Source organism: Gordonia sp. BP-119, from assembly GCF_016924115.1.
Classification (GTDB): domain Bacteria; phylum Actinomycetota; class Actinomycetes; order Mycobacteriales; family Mycobacteriaceae; genus Gordonia; species Gordonia hongkongensis.
The window spans coordinates 36,987-53,732 of record NZ_JAFFZF010000009.1; the positions used below are offsets into that span (position 1 = coordinate 36,987).

Below are 16,746 nucleotides of genomic sequence, written 5' to 3' on the forward strand. Positions count from 1 at the left end.
GCGGCGTTCCACCCACCGACAAGTACGACGACGCTCGGTCAGCAGCAGGCTGTGCGAGCGTCGGCGGGGTCGGTGGCGCTACCGCCGCAGCACACCGACCCCTCGGCGGATTCGTCGACACCGCTCTCGGCCAACAGCTTCGGGCTGGTTCCGAAGGTGTCGGAGTCCGCGAGCACGGTGTAGATCTCCCACTTTTCCTCGCTCGGACCGGTGACCCACACCTTGTCTTGCGTTGCAAAACAACAGGCGGAGTTGATCTCCTCCTGCGTGAACAGGCCCTCGCCGGACAGTCGGGCAATCTCGGCATGCACCGTCTCGCTCGATTCGACCTCCACCCCGAGATGGTTGATCGTGCCTCCCTGACCCGGATTCTCGAGGAGCACCAATTTCAGCGGGGGTTCGACGATCGCAAAGTTCGCGTATCCGGGCTTTCGCTTGGCCGGCGGGGTGTCGAACAGCTTGGAGTAGAACTCGATCGCGGTATCGAGGTCATCGACATTGAGTGCGAGTTGCATGCGGGACATGAGGGGAACCACCTTCACCTGTGAGACATATGTCGAATAATGACGTTTTTGCAGAATGCCACCTTTTCGACATATGTCAATAGTGGGGGTAGGGTCGGACCATGCCCAAGACTTTGCCGATGGTCGACATCAGCGCACCTATCTGCTGTGCGCCCGTGTCGGCAGCGCCACTCGACGACGCCACGGCTCTCGAGATCGCGTTGCGGCTCAAGGCTCTTGCCGATCCGGTGCGGATCAGGCTGGTCTCGATCCTTCTCGCCGACGGCGGTGACGGGATCTGCACCTGCGACCTCGCGACCGCGGTCGGGCTCACCGAAGCAACGACGAGCCATCACCTGGGGCAGCTGCGAAAGGCCGGCATGGTGGCGCCCGAGCGTCGCGGCATGAACGTCTACTACCGTGCCCGGCCAGAATCGCTGGAGGCCGTGCGCAACGTTCTCAGCGCGACCGCCGGCTGCTGCTGAACGCGGGGGCCCTACGACTGGTCAGGGGTCACTCACCGACATGCGGCGGGACGGCGGCGGGGTCGGCCATCACGTCGGTGCCGCCGAGTGCCTTGTTCGCGCGGCGTTCCACCAGGAGAGGTACGAAGTCGCGGACCTCGGTCCCGTCGAAGTGCTTGTACGCCTTTTCCACAGCCGCGGCGACGTCGTCCGGTGACCGGTGCGAGTAGAGGCCGATCAGCCGGTGCTGCACTTCGCTGATCTGACGAAGTTCGTCATTCGCATCCATGGACACAATTTAGTTCGAACACGACGAAGCGGTCTCTCCTGACGAATGGGTTCACGCACCGTTCATCTCGCCGCTATCGGCGCTCCACCTCGATCGGGGAGTGAGTCGACTGCCCGCAGGGCGAGACGGGGAGGGTCGGCGGTGAACGATCCGAGAACCTACGATGTCAGCCATGGTTCGTTCCGGCCGTCCCGTCGATCCCGTCGCACAGGCGCAGGCACGCGTGCTGATGGAGGAGCTCGAACGTGTCGCGGATTCCCTCGTGGACAGGCTGCAGAACGGAACCGGGGGCGAGAAGGCCCTCCGCACGGCGCGTCGGGAACTCTACGAAGTCCGCGAGCACGTACGACGCCTCCAGGACAGATACGAACTCTCCGCCTGACCGCGCGCCCCGCGTTTCGATGAATTCGAGGGTCGGACCGGGTCTGACCCGGTGGACTGTACTCACCACCGACATTCACCGAGCGAAAGGCACCGTCATGCGAGAGGAATCGTCATGAGCGCGGCATTCCCACCCGTCGCCGACCGCGACACCTGGGCGGCGGCGCTGGCCGACCTGCGGCGCCGCGAGAAGGCGGCGACCCGCGAACTCGACGCCATCGCCGCGCAGCGTCGTCGACTCCCGATGGTCGAGATGGACGATTACGTCCTCACCGGGCCCGACGGGCCGATTCGACTCGTCGACGTCTTCGACGGACGGTCACAGCTGATCGTCTACAACCACATGTGGACCGACGGCGCCCGGTTCCAGTGCCCGGGTTGTACCGGGTTCACCACCCAGTTCTCTCGGCTCGACTACCTCGCCGACTACGACGCGCGGTTCGTCATCATCACGCACGGGCCGATGGACGAGATCCTGGCCTACAAGCGGCGCGTCGGAAACCGCATGGACTGGTACTCGTCGGCGGGTACGACCTTCTCCGCAGACGTCGACGCCGCCCCGGGCGAAGGCTTCGCCCTCAACGTCTTCCTCCGCGACGGTGACACCGTGTATCGCACCTGGCACTCGACCGGTCGTGGTACGGAACAACTCGGATTCACCTTCGGACTCCTCGACGTCCTGCCCTACGGACGCCAGGAGGAGTGGCAGGCTTCGCCGGACGGCTGGCCGCAGGGCCCGACCTACTCGCGCTGGCGCGGTTCGGAGGAGATGGCCGCTGCGTACGGTGACCCCGACGCGTGACCCCCGGCCGCGCAGAACCCGCTGGTCAGCGTTCACAGGAATTTCCCAGCGTGCCTACAGTGAGGTTCCAGGGCCGGCTGGGACTCTGGTCGTGTGAGTGAAGTGGCGAAACAGAACAGCACGCGCGGGGCGAAGGTCCTCGTGGTCGACGACGAGGAGAACATCCGTCAATTGCTGTCGGTGTCGCTGAAGTTCCAGGGCTACGAGGTCGAGACCGCCGCCGACGGTCCGGCGGCCCTCGACCGATGCCGCACCGCCAAACCCGACGTCCTCGTCCTCGACGTGATGATGCCGGGGATGGACGGGTTCGGACTGCTGCGCCGGCTGCGTGCCGACGGGGTCGAGGCGCCGGCCCTGTTCCTGTCGGCGCGCGACACGGTGGAGGACAAGATCAACGGCCTCACCATCGGCGGGGACGACTACGTCACCAAACCCTTCAGTCTCGAAGAGGTCGTCGCCCGGCTACAGGTGTTGCTGCGCCGCAGCGGTTTCGACGACCAGAAGCGCGCGTCGTCGAAGATCACCTTCGCCGACATCGAACTCGACGACGAGACCCACGAGGTGTATAAGGCGGGCGAACTGGTCGCCCTCTCGCCGACAGAGTTCACGCTGTTGCGCTATTTCATGGTGAACGCGGGCACGGTGTTGTCGAAGCCGCGCATCCTCGACCATGTCTGGAACTACGACTTCGGCGGCGAGGTGAACGTCGTCGAATCCTATGTGTCGTACCTGCGGCGCAAGCTCGACACCGGGGACAAGCGACTCATCCACACCCTCCGCGGCGTCGGCTACGTGATGCGTGAGCCCCGTGACTGAGGTCTCGGCGGCGGGACCGGATCAGAAGGCGCGCAAGCGTGGTGTGCCACTGCGGATCTCGCTGGTGGCCCTCACCGTGTTGCTCGCTGTCGTCGGATTGCTCGCCTCCGGGGTGGCGGTGACGTCGTCGATGCGCCAAGACCTCATCTCCCGCGCCGACGCCGGGCTCGAGAACGCGGTGCGCACCTGGGCCGAGCCCCGGGGTTTCCTGGGGGACGGGCCCGGTCCGCCCGGACCCCGCCGGCCGCCGTCACCCTACTATGTCGAGTCCATCGTCTACGGTCCCGGCGGGGTCTCGGCCGACAACGTCTACAACCAGTTCGACGACGCGCCCGATCTCGACGCGCTGAGCGGCGACAATGCCGGACCGCAGACTGTCCCGTCCGTCGACGCCGACGGGCCGCAGTGGCGGGTCATCAAGCGCAGCAATGACTTCGGCAGATCCGTCGTCGCCACGCCGATGTCCGACATCGACGACACGGTGAGCAGGCTGATCTGGTTGCAGATCGCGATCGGTGCCCTCGTGGTGCTGCTCATCGGTGTGCTGAGCTACGTCCTGGTGCGGACCAGCCTGCGCCCGCTGCGCCGGGTGGAGGAGACCGCGTACGAGATCGCCGAGGGCAACCTGACGCGGCGTGTGCCGTCGGCCCCGCTTAACACCGAGGTCGGGAGTCTGTCGGAATCACTGAACCGGATGCTCGGCCAGATCCAGCATGCGTTCGCCTCGACCGCCGCGTCCGAACAGCAGGCCCGCGCCTCCGAGGAGCGGATGCGCCGTTTCGTCGCCGACGCCAGCCACGAACTGCGGACCCCGCTCACGTCCATCAAGGGCTTCGCCGAACTCTATTCGCGCAGCGGCGTCTCCGACGTCCCCGATCTTCCCGATGTCACCGACGCGATGCGGCGCATCGACGACGAGGCCGGCCGGATGAACCTGCTGGTGGAGGATCTGCTGATGCTCGCGCGCCTCGACGCGCAGCGGCCGCTCGACTCGGCGCCCGTCGATCTCCTCGGCCTGGCCGCCGATACCGTGCAGAGCGCCCGTGTCGCCGCCCCCGAGCGCGAGATCCGGCTCGACGTCGTCCCGGGCGACCGTCCGCCGGTCGTCCTCGGCGACGGGCCGCGCCTCGTGCAGGTGCTGCGCAACCTCATCGGCAACGCCGTCAACCACACCCCGCCGGACGCCTCGATCACGGTCGGGGTGGCCGTCGACGACGGTGCAGGCGAAGCGGTGCTGACCGTCGCCGACACCGGGCAGGGACTCACGCCGGAGGACGCCCAGCACGTCTTCGAGCGCTTCTACCGCGGCGACTCCTCCCGGCATCGTGGCTCCGGTGGCGGCAGCGGTCTCGGCTTGTCGATCGTCGCGGCCCTGGTGGCCGCGCACGGCGGACGCGTCGGTGTGGACACGAGCCCCGGTGCGGGAGCCACGTTCTGGGTGCGCCTACCGCTCGCGGAGGCCGATTAGATCAACCGGCGCAGCTTCGCGAACTCGGTGACGTCGTCGCGGAACCGGTCGAGTCCGACCAGCGTGTACATGCCGTCGATCTGCCGGTTGGCCCACAGCTGATGGATGCGGCGCAGGTCGGATTGCCGTGACTTCCAGCCGATCCCGTCGATCACCGCGAGTACCAGCTGGGTGGGCAACCGCACCTCGGCCATCTCCTCGATCTCACGGACCGCGTCGGTGAGTTTGGAACCGGTCGAGTCGAAACCCTTGGCCGCCACCACGATGTCGGCCGACGACGGGTCGCCGACGATGAGGTCGGCGGGCGCGGTCCGGCCGTTGCGTCCCGCGAACCGCGAGCGGGTGACGTAGTCGAGGCCGATGTCGCGGGCGATGTCCTCGATCTCGTCCTCGATACGCCGGCCCGACGCGCCCGCGCGAGTGGCGGTGGCGCGGGTGCCGGCGCGGGCCACGAGGATGTCGGCGAAGGTGAACGTGCGGGACAGCTGGGTGCGCAGCATGCGGACCAGGTCGAACTCGGTGTCGAGCCAGGTCACCAGCTCGACCGGTTGTGCGCGCGCCAATGCATGCCAGCCGCTGGTGTCGAACCGGTCGCGTAGGGCGTTCTTCAGCTTCTCCTGGGACAGCCCGACGGCGAGCCCCAGTACAGGGACATCGGTGGGGTTGTCGCGCACCCACGCCGCCAGTCCCGCGACGTCGGTGTCGAGCAGTTCACCGAGACGCGCCGTGGCCTGGGTTATCCGCTCGGCCTCCGGCGTCGATGCGGTCGGGTCGACGTGAGAGGTCAACCGTCCCAACGATTGCAGATAATCGTCGAAGTCGCCCGCGGTGCTCATCGTGGAGAGTCGTCCGCTCAGTCCCGGCCGATGAACAGGTACTCGCTCACGTCGCGGCGGGTCGCTGCCGCGTGGGTGCCGAAGCTGTACTTGTGGTCGATCGCGATGACCTCCACCGACGGCTTGACCTTCCCGAGCAGGTCGACGATTCGGTCCTTGCCCGGCAACGCATTCGACGAGTACGACAGCACGATGGCGCCGGCGTCCTCGAAATGCTCGAAGGTACGCAGCAGCGCGTCCTCGATGGTCCGCTTGTAGGCGAACGGCGTGAAGCGTTTCGGCAGCTTCTTGGTCTTGGTGTTCTCCATGATGCTCATCCCGCGCCAGTAGGCCGACAGGCCTTCGAGGAAGTGGTAGCGCTTGATGTAGTCGTTGTCGTCGGTCGGCGGGGCGTACGGAGGATCGAGGTACACGAGGTCCGGTGCTGCCCAGGGTAATTCGAGGTCGAAGATGTCGCCCTGCACGCTCCGGTTGTTGCGTCCGTTGCTGAACACGGTGGCGTTGTAATCCGCGGCCGCCCGCAGACGGAAGTGGTCGCGCAGCGACATCGTCAGGTCGCGACGACCGTCGGCGTAACGCGTCGAGTCGGTGAAGGTGAACACGCCACGGGGTTGTTTGCGGGCGGCCGAGAGGACGAGGGCAGCGATCGCGAGATCGCGTCGATAACCGCGCAGTGCGTCGATGTGCGACCACGCGGAGTCCAGGAACGCACGGTCCTCGGTGGTGAAGTACAGCCCGTCGAAGGTCCGCGAGATGTAGTCGCGGTCGTCGGCGGGGGGACCGCAGATGGTCTCGATCAGTTCGGGTTCGAGCCGGACACTCGAGTTGGCCACCGACGCCCGGGTGATGATGTGCGGGAAATTGAGGAAGTCGTTGCTGACGACTTCGAAGCCCTGCGCCTTCAGCAGGTAGGACACGACTCCCGAACCGGAGAACGCGTCGACCGCGGTGGACCCGCCGACCTCGGCGAAGGTGCGTTCGAGGTGGGGCAGCAGCCGGTACTTGGATCCCATGTACCGAAGACGCGGGAATCGCTGGGCTCGGGCCAGGACGTCGCTGGATCCGACGGCGGCTCGGGACGTGCGTCCTGCCCGGGATGATTCTGGCCCACTCACACCGAAAAGAATGTCATGGACCCCCGACATCCCGGGACAACACTCGCCGTCGCCCGCAGCGTCACCGTGGCGACGCCCGCAACACCTAGACTCGGCCCATGGCATCGGTCTTCAGCATGATCATCAATGGCGATCTCCCGGGTCGATTCGTCTGGAAGGACGGCGAGGCGGTCGCGTTCCTCACGATCGAACCGGTCACGCCCGGTCACGTCCTGGTGGTTCCCCGCGCCGAGGTCGACCACTGGGAGCAGATGGACACCGCCGCGTTCGCGCACCTGAGCGCCGTCGCGCAGAACGTGGGTCGCGCGGTGAAGGACGCCTTCGACGCGCCGCGGATGGGCCTGCTCATCGCCGGCCTCGAAGTCCCGCACGTGCACGTCCACGTGTTCCCGGCGCTCTCGATGCAGACCTTCGACCTCGCGAACGCGAACAAGAACGCCCGCCCCGAGGACCTCGACGCCGCGGCCGAGAAGATCCGCGCCAGCCTCCGGTCGCTCGGGTACGGCGAGTACGTCGCCGATTGACCCGACCGTCCGGCAAACCCACCACTTTTCGGCGAACCCACCCCTCGTCAGGGTGCTGGGTATGCCGAAAAGGGGTGGGTTTGCGGAGGGCTCACACCGTCCGGTGGATCAGCAGCGGTAGCACCGCGGTGGCGCCGGCCTCGCGGAGGGCGGCGGCGGCCAGGGTGATCGGCCAGCCCGAGCCGTTGGCGTCGACCACGAGCAGCACGGCGCGGCCCGCGACGTCGGGCGGGTCGCCGAGGTGGTCGCGCCAGTACGCGGCCTCGACCGCGCCGGTCGCGTCGGTGGGCGGATCGCCCATGCGCACGGAAAAGCTGTCGCCCTCGCGTTTCCCGACCTTCCGCAGGTGGTCGGCCAGGGTCTCGGCCAGGACGGTGCCGGTCAGCCGGAGCGACACGATGACGTCGGCCCGGATACCGGTGTCGCGCACCCACGCGGCCAGCGTCGCAACCGCGGCGTCGCTCAACTCGGCGAGCGCGCGCTCGTCGCCGTTGCGGGCCGCGGCCAGCACCTCGACCCACTCCGGGGCGTCGGCATGGGCCAGGACACGACCTGGCTCGGCCAGGAGATCGGCGGGAATCCTTCCGCGACGGCCGAATTCGCCGCCCGGCCACATCTTGCGGGGGTCCAGGGTCTGGGCCTTGCGACGCAGCGTCGAGGTCACGGTGCGGACGATCTCGGCGTCGACCGAATCGGGGAGTCCTTCGCTGAGGGCGCCCCGGCAGACCGAGCAGCGACCGCAGTCCGCGGCCTGCGGGTCGTCGAGTGATTCGGTCAGCAGCCGCATCAAACAGGTGCGCCCCGCGATGTAGGCGCGCATGATGTCGGCCTCCCGACGGCGCACGGCGAGGATGCCCTCGTAGTGCTCGGCGTCGTAGGTCCAGGGCTTGCCCGTGACAACCCACCCGCCTGGGGTTCGGTCGGTGACGCCGTCGACCGCCAGCTGCTTGAGCATCAATTCGATTCGGGTGCGCCGGAATCGGGTGGCAGCCTCGAGCTGCACCACCGACTGCGGCTCGTCCGCGGACTCCAGCGCGCCGAGCAGATCTCGCATCTTGTCCGGGTCGGGGATCGTCGCGGTGGCGAAGTGGTCCCAGATCCGATCGTCGGTCTGTGACGCCAAGAGCATCACGACGGCGTCGTCGAGGGCGCGTCCGGCACGGCCGACCTGCTGGTAGTAGGAGACCGGCGACGGCGGGGACCCGACATGCACGACGAATCCGAGATCGGGTTTGTCATAACCCATTCCGAGCGCCGACGTCGCGACGAGGGCCTTGACCTCGTTGCGCAGCAACGCGTCTTCGAGTTCGTGGCGGCGGTCGGCGTCGAGCTGGCCGGTGTAGGCCGCCACCGCGACGGAGTCACCGTGGACCGCCCGGATGGCCTCGACCAGGCGGTCGGCGTCGGCGACGGTCAGCACGTACACGATGCCCGACCCCGGCAGGGCCGGCAGCGCCTGGGCCACCCACCCGTACCGCTGGACCGGGGAGAGGCCGTCGAGGACGTTGAGGTGCAGAGACTTTCGCGCCAGCGGGCCGCGGAGGACGAGGGTGGGCTCACCGCCGGCCCCGGCGTCGAGCTGGGCAGCGACGTCCTCGGTCACACGGGCGTTGGCGGTGGCGGTGGTGGCCAGGACGGGCGTCGTCGGGTTAACGGTGCGTAGCACGTCGGCGACACGGCGGTAGTCGGGGCGGAAGTCGTGACCCCAGTCGGAGACCGCATGCGCCTCGTCGATGACGAGCAGACCCAGGTTGCCGGCGAGGGCGTCGAGGACCCGGCGGCCGAAGCCCGGGTTGGCGAGCCGCTCCGGCGACACGAGCAGGACGTCGAGGTCGCCGGCGCGCAGCTGTGCCTCGATCATGGACCACTCGTCGACATTGGACGAGTTGAGCGTCGCCGCCGACAACCCACCGCGAGCGGCGGCGGCGACCTGGTCGCGCATGAGCGACAGCAGCGGCGACACGATGAGCGTCGGCCCCCCGCCACCCGCCCGGATGATCGCGGTCGCCGACCAGTAGACCGCCGACTTGCCCCACCCCGTCGCCTGGACGACCAGCACGCGTGCGCCGCGCTCGGTGGGATCGGCGGGCCGGCCGGCCAGTGCGGTCACGGCCCGGAGCTGGTCGTCGCGCAGCGCGGCGCCCTCACCGGCCAGGCTGGTGATGACACGGTTGGCGGCGGTCAGCTGGTCCGGGGCGAGGGTTGCGGCCATGCGCCCCAATGTAGTGGCGCCCTCGGACACGCCGACGCGGTCCGTCCACACCGCGGCGTGTACCCGGCGAAGCGTTCACAGGAACCTGGCAGTTCACATGCAGGGTGACGCGAGGCTGGGAATCGAGAGTTGTCCGCATGATCCCAGAAGCACCGCCGGGCGCCCCGGCGCAGATGTACACCGTCGCCGACACCTCTACGCCGAATCCAGTACTCGACATCGTGGTCCCCGTCTACAACGAACAGGACGACATCGCCTCGTCGGTGCGACGCCTGGCCGACCACCTGCGCGCGCATGTGCCGTACGCGTCGCGGATCACCGTCGCCGACAATGCCAGCACCGACGAGACCCTCGAGATCGCCGTCGCACTGGCCGGTGAACTCGAGGGCGTTCGGGTCGTCCATCTCGAGCAGAAGGGCCGCGGACGCGCGCTGAGCGCGGTGTGGCAGCACAGTGACGCCGAGATCGTCGCGTACTGCGACGTCGACCTCTCGACCGACCTCAACGCCCTGATGCCGCTCATCGCCCCGCTGGTGTCGCGGCACTCCGACATCGCGATCGGGACGCGCCTCAACCGCTCCGCACGCGTGGTCCGAGGACCCAAGCGCGAGTTCATCTCCCGCTCGTACAACCTTATGCTGCGTACTGCGATGGGCGCCCGGTTCTCCGATGCGCAGTGCGGATTCAAGGCCATGCGCACCGACATCGCCCGCGAACTGCTGCCGTTCGTCGCCGACACCGGCTGGTTCTTCGACACCGAGCTTTTGGTCCTCGCCGAACAGATCGGTCTGCGCATCGCCGAGGTGCCGGTGGACTGGGTCGACGACCCCGACAGCACCGTCGACATCGTGCCGACCGCGATCGCGGATCTGAAAGGCTGTGCGCGCGTGGGCCTCGCACTCGCCATGGGCCGGTTGCCGATCGCCCAGCTGCGCGCCTCCATCGGCCGCGACCGGGCCGCGGGACCACAGCTCGACGGGGTGCCGACGGGCATGGTCGGGCAGCTCGCCCGCTTCTGCGTGGTGGGCGTGGCCTCGACGCTGGCCTACGCGGTCCTGTTCCTGGCGCTGCACTCGTTCTTGGGCGCCCAGGTCTCCAACGTGGTCGCGCTCGCGATCACCGCGGTCCTCAACACCGCCGCCAACCGGCGCTTCAGCTTCGGCATCCGCGGACGCGACAACGCCCTGCGTCACCAGCTCTTCGGCCTCGGCGTCTTCCTCTTCGGCTGGGTCGTCACCTCGGGTGCGCTGTTCGTTCTCCACACCGTCGCCCCCGACGCGACGAAACACATTGAACTGATGATCCTGGTGATCGCGAACCTGGTGGCGACGCTCACCCGGTTCGTCGGTCTCCGCTGGGTGTTCCGCAAGGCGCCCGCTCACCACACGGAGGTTGCCGCATGAGTACCACCCTCGTCTCCCCGTCGGGCTCGGTGGCGCCCGCGGACTCCTCAGAAGCAACGCGTTCACCGGCGAAAAGTGCCATCTGGGAACGTCTCTCGCTGGCGGTGCTGCTGATCGGCACCACGGTGGCCTACCTGTGGAATCTGTCGATCAACGGGTGGGCCAACTCCTTCTACTCGGCTGCGATCCAGGCCGGTTCCCAGTCGTGGAAGGCGTGGTTCTTCGGGTCGTCGGACATGGCGAACTCGATCACGGTCGACAAACCGCCTGCTTCCCTGTGGATTCCGGGGCTCAGCGCCCGGATCTTCGGGGTCAACCCGTGGTCGATCCTGGTGCCCGAGGCGCTGATGGGCGTCGCCTCGGTGGCGCTGCTCTACGTGATCACCCGGAAGTACTTCGGCCACTGGGCCGGCATCGTCGCTGGGGTGACCCTCGCGGTGACACCGGTCGCGGCGATGATGTTCCGCTTCGACAACCCCGAGGCGCTGCTCATCCTGCTGATGATCGCCGCGGTCTGGTCGATGATGAAGGGACTCGAGGACGGACGGTGGCGATGGCTGGTTCTGACCGGCGTGTTCGTCGGCTTCGGTTTCCTCACCAAGCAACTCCAGGTCATGCTGATCGTGCCGCCGCTGGCGGTCACCTACCTCGCCTTCGGGCCGCGTGGTTGGTTGCGCCGGATCGGACAACTGTTCGCCGCGCTCGGCGCGATGATCGTCAGCGCCGGCTGGTGGATTCTCGCCGTCGAGCTGTGGCCCGCGTCGTCGCGTCCGTACATCGGTGGCTCGCAGAACAACTCGATCCTCGAGTTGACCCTCGGCTACAACGGCCTCGGCCGGCTCAACGGCAACGAGACCGGCGCCGTCGTCCCCGGTGGTGGGGGAAACGCGATGGAGGGCATGGGCGGTGGACCGGGTGGCCCCGGAGGCGGGGGCGGCGCGTGGGGCGAGACCGGCTGGCTGCGGATGTTCGAACCCGCGCAGGGCGGTCAGATCGCCTGGCTCATCCCGACCGGCCTGATCCTCGCTGCCGTGGCACTCGTACTGATCGGCAGGGCCCGACGAACCGACCCGCGCCGTGCGTATCTGGTCGTCTGGGCGCTGTGGCTGCTGGTCACGATGGGTGTCTTCAGCTTCATGGCCGGGATCTTCCATCAGTACTACACGGCGGCACTGGCTCCCGCGGTCGCCGCGGTCGTCGCCGGCGGCGCGGCGGTGTGCTGGTCGCACCGGGACCGGCTGTGGGTGCGGATCGCGCTCGGGATCTCCGTCGCGGCCGCCGCGATCTGGGGCTTCGTCCTGCTCGATCGCACACCCGACTTCGTGCCGTGGCTGCGATACGCGGTCCTCGTCGTGGGACTCCTCGCCGCGGTGGCCATGGTCTTCACCCAGCGTCGGACCGTCGCGGCCGCAGCGCTCATCGGGGCCATCATGGCGGGCCTGGCCGGGCCGGTCGCCTACACCGTCGACACCATCGCGACCGAGAAGAGCGGATCCATCATCACCGCCGGACCGCGCGTCGAGGGCGAATTCGGTCCCGGTGGCGGTGGGCCGGGTGGACGAGGTGGCCCGGGTGGTCCCGGCGGACGGGGCATGCCCGGCATGCCACCGCAGGGATTGGGAGCACCCGGGCAGGGGATGCCCGGTATGGGTCAACAGGATGGGGGCGGTCGCGGTGGCGACGGAGCCGCCGGGGGACTGCTCCGTGGTTCGACGCCGTCGGCGGCGCTCGTGGACAGGCTCACCGCCGACGCCGACGAGTACACGTGGGTCGCAGCTGCCGTGGGCTCGATGTCGGCGTCGGGCTACCAGCTCGAGACCGGACACTCGGTGATGCCGATCGGCGGATTCAACGGCAGCGATCCGTCGCCGACCCTGGCCGAATTCCAGCAGCTCGTGGCCGCGAAGAAGATCCACTACTTCATCGGTGGCGGTTCTGGTCCCGGTATGGGGGGCGGCATGGGCGGCAACTCGTCGCAACCGTCGTCGCAGATCAGCACCTGGGTGCAGGAGAACTTCACCGCCGTCACCGTCGACGGCGTGACCCTGTACGACCTCACCCAGCCCACGAGCTGACCGGCGCCGACACCGTTTGGGCGGTCACGGGTACCGGCGTTTAGAGTCATGGACGTGCGCGTACTCGTGATCGGCTCGGGCGGCCGCGAACATGCCCTCCTCATCGGTCTGGCGAACGATCCGGCGGTCACCGACCTGCACGTCGCCCCGGGCAACGCCGGCACCTCGTCGATCGCCACGAACCATCCCGTCGACGCCGTCTCCGGCGACGCGGTCGTCGCGCTGGCACGCGAGATCGGCGCCGACCTCGTGGTCATCGGTCCCGAGGTGCCCCTGGTCCTCGGGGTCGCCGACGCCCTGCGCGCGGCCGGCATCGCGACCTTCGGTCCGAGTGCCGAGGCCGCGCAGATCGAGGGGTCGAAGGCCTTCGCGAAGGACGTCATGAAGGCCGCGGGGGTCACGACCGCCCACGCCGAGATTGTCGACAATCCCGCCCGGCTCGACGCCGCACTCGACCGGTTCGGCCCGACCTGGGTCGTCAAGGACGACGGTCTGGCCGCGGGCAAGGGCGTCGTCGTCACCGCGGACCGTGACGTCGCCCGCGATCACGCGGCCGAGTGCCTCGAGAGCGGCCACCCCGTCCTGCTGGAGAGCTTCCTCGACGGGCCGGAGGTGTCGCTGTTCTGCCTCGTCGACGGTGAGACCGTGGTGCCCCTGCTGCCCGCGCAGGACCACAAGCGCGTCGGCGACGACGACGCCGGACCGAACACCGGCGGGATGGGTGCCTACACGCCGTTGCCCTGGCTGCCCGCCGAGATGACCACGCGCATCGTCGACGAGGTCGTCAAACCCGTTGCCGCCGAGATGGCTCGACGCGGCATCCCGTTCTCCGGCCTGCTGTACGCCGGCCTGGCGATCGGGTCGGACGGGCCCGCCGTCGTCGAATTCAACTGTCGCTTCGGCGATCCCGAGACCCAGGCGGTGCTGGCCCTGCTCGAATCGCCGCTCGGGCAGGCGCTGCACGCGACCGCCACCGGCACCCTCGCCGACCTCCCGCCGCTGCAGTGGCGCGACGGGGCCGCGGTCACCGTCGTGGTCGCCGCGGAGAACTACCCCGGCAAGCCGCGCACCGGCGACCTCATCACCGGTGCCGACACCGACGGGGTGCTGCACGCCGGCACCGCGCGCAACGCCGACGGCGCCGTCGTCTCCTCGGGTGGGCGGGTGCTCGCGGTGGTGGGTACCGGCGCCAATCTCGCCGAAGCTCGTGAGCAGGCCTACGCGCGGATCGCCAACATCAAGCTTCCCGGTTCGCACTTCCGCCGCGACATCGGCCGCAACGCCCTCGAGGGCCGGATCAGCATCTGAGCCGCGCTCACTCGTCCCCGTTCCCGCTCACCGAAATCGGTTGAGCGAGAACGAAATAGGGAACGACGGTCGACTCAGACCGCCAGGTTCCGCCCGAGGAACTCGACTTGCTCGGGCAGGACGCTGCGCCAGTAGCGGTTGGTGTGACCACCCGCCGCGGTCCCGAACGCCGCCGGCGGGCGGAGTCCGGCGGCCCACTGCCGCGTGTAGGTGTAGAACTGGTCGCTCGAGCCGATGTTGATCAGCAGCGGGATCTTCGCGAACTTCGGCTGGGCCCCGAACAGCGAGTTCGCCTGGTAGTCGGCGAGGCCGTCGAAGGCGCGCGGCGGGAAATTGCGCGGGTCGGCCCACATCGCGGGGGAGCTGACCGCGACCGCGGCGACCCGCGGCGAACCCAGCATGGCCGCCAGGCGCAACGCGCCGTACCCACCCATCGACCATCCGAACAGGCCGATGCGTTCGGTGGACAGGTCCAGGTCGGGATTGCTCGCGAGCATCGGCAGGAACTCGTCGAGGATCATCGCGCCCCCGTCGGCGCCGTCGGTGCGTCGGTGGTAGTAGTTGCGCCCGATGTCGGCGGCGGCCAGCGCGAACGGCGCGTTCCCGGCGTCGACGTACTGCTGCATCACCGACTGCATCTCGAGCTTCGGCCCGAAGATCGACTTCTCGTTGGTGTTGAGCGCGTGCAGCACGACGACGACGGGCAGGGTGCCCGTCACCCCGTTGGGCCGGGCGACGGCCCAGCGGGTGTCGCGCCCGCCCATGCGCGCCGAGCGGAAGCTGCCGGTGATCAGCGGTGGGCCGCCGGTGACCGGTGGCGGCGACGCCTCGACCGGTAGTTCGTCGTCGGCCCGACCCTCGAGCTTGCGGGGCTCCACGGACGTCGGCGGGGTCGACCCCGAGCACGCGGCGACCCCCAGGGCGGCGGCGCCGAGGCCGGCGGCCAGGACAGCACGACGCCCGACGAACGCACGGGCGTGTTCGTCGGGATTGCTCGGGAGGGGTGGCACTCGGGTCATCGAGTCAACAGGGTAATGGCCGACCCCCGTCCCGCCGCAACGGAATGGCTCCCGACGCGCACCGTTGTGAGGAATCTCCTCTCAGCTGTGCTGCCAGAAACCGGCGTGGACCTCGTGTGCGGCGTCGATTGCGAACGGACCGCGTACCACGATCGGCCGACTGCCCGCCTCGAAGACCGTCGGCACGGCATCGCCAGCGTGGGATTGGCGGGATCGTCGCCGGTCATCTCCCGCAGGTCGTCCTCGCCGAGCGCGTAGACGACCGTCCCGACCCCGGCCCAGTAGATCGCGCCGGCGCACATGGCGCACGGCTCGGTGCTGGTGTACAGCGTCAGCTCGGCGCGCGTGTCGAGATCGAGGTGCCCGACCGCGCGGACGACGTTCGTCTCGGCATGCCCGGTCGGGTCACCCGCGGTGTCCACGGAATTCATCGCTTCGGCGACCACGCTGCCGTCCGGCGCCAGCAGCAGTGAGCCGAACGGGTGGTCGCCGCGCGTCCGGGCCCGGGCGGCGAGGTCGATCGCCTGCCGGAGATGGGTGATGTCTGGGTCCTCGTGACTGTCGGGGGACATGTCCCGATCGTCGCACGGTTCCGCACGCCGGCGTGGGGCGAACGGCGAGTGTCTCAGGCCTGCCCGACGAGTTCACAGCTGAAGTCGACGGGCCGCGCGCGCCGGTCGAACTCGACGTGCGCCACCGACTCGCCGTCGGTGACGTCGCAGATCGGCGACCGGCCGCCGTCGGAGCCGGTGCGCCAGCTGATGTGCCAGCCGCGGCGGGCGGCCATCCCGTGGATCGCCACCCGATGATCGTTGACCGCAAGTGATCTCATCACCGTCGGCATCGTGGTGGCGAAGTCGGCGAAGGTCGGTTCGGGCAGCGCGACGTCGTCGAGGAGGTACACCGCGAGATCCCCGTCGTCGTGCTGTGCCGTCCAGTACGGACTGATCCCGGTGCTCTCGACCGCGGCCGCGGCCACGATGTCGATCGCCTGTGTCCGGTAGTCGGCGATCTGGTCGCGAGAGAGGCTGGGCGGCAACGACACCCGGGGAACGGCGAAATCATCGACGCCGAATCGGGCGCCGACGTCGCGCAGCGCGGCGGCTGGACCCGCCGGTTCGCCGCGGGGATGGGCCCACCCCCACACGATCGCGTCCGATTCGATGACCGCGATCAGGGTGGCACGTGAACGGACACAGTCGCGCTGCCCGTCCGGGTCGGACGAGGCCGTCGAGGTGAAGACGACGGACCGCTCCGCCGGGTCGCAGCGCGACTCGAAGCTACCGAGCCGTTCGCGCAGGAAGTCGGCGAACGCGACCTGCCGCAGACAGGTGTAGAGCGCCGCGTAATCGGCGACAGCATGGAGGCCGTCGAACTGCATGAGGTCACGGTAACCGCGGGTATGGTCGTCGTACCCCTCTGTCCGACGTCCGACTGACGGCCGACCGCCGTCGGGCATTTCGCCGAGGTCAGCGGGCTTATACGGGAATCCGCCTGGGCGTGTATCGCTTTGGTGAAAGCGATACGACGG

At 68.8% G+C, this 16,746-nt stretch carries 17 protein-coding genes; 9 read left to right on the top strand and 8 right to left on the bottom strand.

Annotated elements, in window-relative coordinates; all coding sequences use genetic code 11:
* Positions 1 to 38: 38 nt before the first annotated feature.
* Positions 39 to 524: an ArsI/CadI family heavy metal resistance metalloenzyme gene (locus JW364_RS07675; RefSeq protein ID WP_068972263.1), complete on the bottom strand. Its 486-nt coding sequence runs from the start codon at positions 522 to 524 to the stop codon at positions 39 to 41.
* Positions 525 to 625: 101 nt separating this feature from the next.
* On the opposite strand from JW364_RS07675, the gene JW364_RS07680 reads away from it, so the two are divergent.
* Positions 626 to 988: an Rv2640c family ArsR-like transcriptional regulator gene (locus tag JW364_RS07680; RefSeq protein ID WP_068972248.1), complete on the top strand. Its 363-nt coding sequence runs from the start codon at positions 626 to 628 to the stop codon at positions 986 to 988.
* Positions 989 to 1,016: 28 nt separating this feature from the next.
* Here the strand turns inward: JW364_RS07680 and JW364_RS07685 are convergent, their stop codons facing one another.
* Positions 1,017 to 1,256 carry a three-helix bundle dimerization domain-containing protein gene (locus JW364_RS07685; RefSeq protein ID WP_058251240.1) on the bottom strand — a complete coding sequence of 80 codons (240 nt, stop codon included), beginning with the start codon at positions 1,254 to 1,256 and terminating at the stop codon, positions 1,017 to 1,019.
* Between the two features lie 172 nt (positions 1,257 to 1,428).
* Here JW364_RS07685 and JW364_RS07690 point away from each other — a divergent pair, with 172 nt between their 5' ends.
* From JW364_RS07690 to JW364_RS07705, 4 genes are all read left to right on the top strand, one after another.
* On the top strand, positions 1,429 to 1,638 hold the full coding sequence (locus JW364_RS07690; protein ID WP_058251239.1) for a hypothetical protein: 210 nt from the start codon (positions 1,429 to 1,431) through the stop codon (positions 1,636 to 1,638).
* Positions 1,639 to 1,752: 114 nt separating this feature from the next.
* Positions 1,753 to 2,439: a DUF899 family protein gene (locus JW364_RS07695; RefSeq protein ID WP_205333409.1), complete on the top strand. Its 687-nt coding sequence runs from the start codon at positions 1,753 to 1,755 to the stop codon at positions 2,437 to 2,439.
* A gap of 93 nt (positions 2,440 to 2,532) precedes the next feature.
* The gene (locus JW364_RS07700; RefSeq protein WP_068972246.1) at positions 2,533 to 3,255 is read left to right on the top strand and encodes a response regulator transcription factor; all 723 of its coding nucleotides are present in this window, start codon (positions 2,533 to 2,535) and stop codon (positions 3,253 to 3,255) included.
* A complete protein-coding gene (locus JW364_RS07705) occupies positions 3,239 to 4,723 on the top strand; it encodes an ATP-binding protein (protein WP_374100801.1) in 1,485 nt (494 codons plus the stop codon). Before JW364_RS07700 ends, JW364_RS07705 begins: the two co-directional genes overlap by 17 nt.
* Here the strand turns inward: JW364_RS07705 and JW364_RS07710 are convergent.
* Entirely contained in the window at positions 4,720 to 5,559 is an 840-nt protein-coding gene (locus JW364_RS07710; protein ID WP_068972244.1) for a hypothetical protein, read from the bottom strand. The two genes, JW364_RS07705 and JW364_RS07710, sit on opposite strands and share 4 nt — an antisense overlap.
* 17 nt (positions 5,560 to 5,576) lie before the next feature.
* Complete coding sequence (locus tag JW364_RS07715; RefSeq protein WP_205333410.1) at positions 5,577 to 6,572, bottom strand: DNA adenine methylase; 996 nt, start codon at positions 6,570 to 6,572, stop codon at positions 5,577 to 5,579.
* Between the two features lie 200 nt (positions 6,573 to 6,772).
* On the opposite strand from JW364_RS07715, the gene JW364_RS07720 reads away from it, so the two are divergent.
* Positions 6,773 to 7,198, top strand: a complete 426-nt coding sequence (locus tag JW364_RS07720; protein WP_004020640.1) for an HIT family protein — start codon at positions 6,773 to 6,775, stop codon at positions 7,196 to 7,198.
* A gap of 91 nt (positions 7,199 to 7,289) precedes the next feature.
* Here JW364_RS07720 and JW364_RS07725 read toward each other — a convergent pair whose 3' ends face one another.
* Positions 7,290 to 9,410: an ATP-dependent DNA helicase RecQ gene (locus JW364_RS07725; RefSeq protein WP_205333411.1), complete on the bottom strand. Its 2,121-nt coding sequence runs from the start codon at positions 9,408 to 9,410 to the stop codon at positions 7,290 to 7,292.
* Between the two features lie 137 nt (positions 9,411 to 9,547).
* On the opposite strand from JW364_RS07725, the gene JW364_RS07730 reads away from it, so the two are divergent.
* From JW364_RS07730 to purD, 3 genes are read left to right on the top strand one after another with little or no spacing between them, the layout of a single operon-like run.
* On the top strand, positions 9,548 to 10,813 hold the full coding sequence (locus JW364_RS07730; protein ID WP_159370074.1) for a bifunctional glycosyltransferase family 2/GtrA family protein: 1,266 nt from the start codon (positions 9,548 to 9,550) through the stop codon (positions 10,811 to 10,813).
* Positions 10,810 to 12,888, top strand: coding sequence for a glycosyltransferase family 39 protein (locus JW364_RS07735; protein WP_205333412.1), 2,079 nt, complete (start codon positions 10,810 to 10,812; stop codon positions 12,886 to 12,888). Before JW364_RS07730 ends, JW364_RS07735 begins: the two co-directional genes overlap by 4 nt.
* 54 nt (positions 12,889 to 12,942) lie before the next feature.
* Entirely contained in the window at positions 12,943 to 14,196 is a 1,254-nt protein-coding gene (purD, locus tag JW364_RS07740; protein WP_203235892.1) for a phosphoribosylamine--glycine ligase, read from the top strand.
* 74 nt (positions 14,197 to 14,270) lie between these two features.
* Here the strand turns inward: purD and JW364_RS07745 are convergent, their stop codons facing one another.
* From JW364_RS07745 to JW364_RS07755, 3 genes are read right to left on the bottom strand one after another with little or no spacing between them, the layout of a single operon-like run.
* Entirely contained in the window at positions 14,271 to 15,215 is a 945-nt protein-coding gene (locus tag JW364_RS07745; RefSeq protein ID WP_159370077.1) for an alpha/beta hydrolase family protein, read from the bottom strand.
* Positions 15,212 to 15,787: a nucleoside deaminase gene (locus JW364_RS07750; protein ID WP_240198813.1), complete on the bottom strand. Its 576-nt coding sequence runs from the start codon at positions 15,785 to 15,787 to the stop codon at positions 15,212 to 15,214. Before JW364_RS07750 ends, JW364_RS07745 begins: the two co-directional genes overlap by 4 nt.
* Positions 15,788 to 15,840: 53 nt before the next feature.
* A complete protein-coding gene (locus tag JW364_RS07755; protein ID WP_205333413.1) occupies positions 15,841 to 16,596 on the bottom strand; it encodes a DUF6882 domain-containing protein in 756 nt (251 codons plus the stop codon).
* Positions 16,597 to 16,746: the final 150 nt, after the last annotated feature.